2 protein-coding genes are annotated in these 1,012 nt (G+C 59.5%); both read left to right on the top strand.

The window, feature by feature from the left end; all coding sequences use genetic code 11:
• On the top strand, positions 1 to 280 hold a 280-nt coding region (locus H8F21_RS29425), incomplete at its 5' end, for an aminotransferase class IV (RefSeq protein ID WP_203585860.1).
• Between the two features lies 1 nt (position 281).
• Positions 282 to 1,012 (top strand): endolytic transglycosylase MltG (mltG, locus tag H8F21_RS29430; RefSeq protein ID WP_203585861.1); only part of this gene is annotated, 731 nt, incomplete at its 3' end.

Raw genomic sequence — 1,012 nt, forward strand, 5'->3', positions numbered from 1 at the left:
GTTCCTGGTGCGCAATGGCTTGTTACGAACTGCCGATCTAAATCGTTGCGGCGTTGCCGGGGTGATGCGCGCCGAGATTCTCGCCCAAGCGCAAGCCCTGGGCATCCCGGTGGCCGTGGCTGACATCAGTCTTGAGCAATTGCAGCAGGCTGACGAAGTCTTTGTGTGCAACAGCGTTTATGGCATTTGGCCTGTGCGCGGGTACGCTGCGATGAGCTGGCCGGTTGGGCCGCTCACCCGTAAACTGCAGGGCATTGTTCGCGCACTATTGGATATTTGAGTTGATACGAAAACTGGTTGTACTGCTGCTGATCGGTCTGTTCACGGCGGCTTTGCTGTTGGGCTATTCGGCCTGGAAGTTTGACTCTGCCTTGAAGCAGCCCTTGAACCTGACCGCAGAGCAATTGCTCGATGTTCCGGCAGGGGCGACCCCCACCGGCACATTCAATCGCCTTGAGGCCGACGGTGTTATCGACGGCGCCTTCTGGCTGCGCCTGTACTGGCGCTTCAACCTCGACGGCCAGCCGCTGCACAGTGGCGAATACCGCATGACCCCCGGCATGACGGCCCAGGGCCTGATCGGCCTGTGGCAGCGCGGCGAAGTGGTGCAATACAGCCTCACCCTGGTAGAGGGCTGGAATTTCCGCCAAGTGCGCTCAGCCTTGGCCAAGCATGAAAAGATCGTCCAAACCCTCTCGGGTCTGACCGACAGCGAAGTGATGGAAAAACTCGGCCACCCCGGTATTTTCCCGGAAGGCCGGTTTTTCCCGGACACCTACCGCTTCGTGCGCGGCATGACCGACGTCGAATTCCTGAAAAAAGCCTACAACCGTCTGGACGATGTCCTCGCCCAGGAGTGGAGCAAACGCGCCGCCGACGCGCCCTACACCGAACCCTATCAAGCGCTGATCATGGCTTCTCTGGTGGAGAAAGAAACCGGTGTGCCCGAAGAGCGCGGGCAGATTGCCGGCGTATTTGTGCGTCGCTTGAAAATCGGCATGCTGTTGCAGAC

Source organism: Pseudomonas arcuscaelestis, from assembly GCF_016881005.1.
Classification (GTDB): domain Bacteria; phylum Pseudomonadota; class Gammaproteobacteria; order Pseudomonadales; family Pseudomonadaceae; genus Aquipseudomonas; species Aquipseudomonas arcuscaelestis.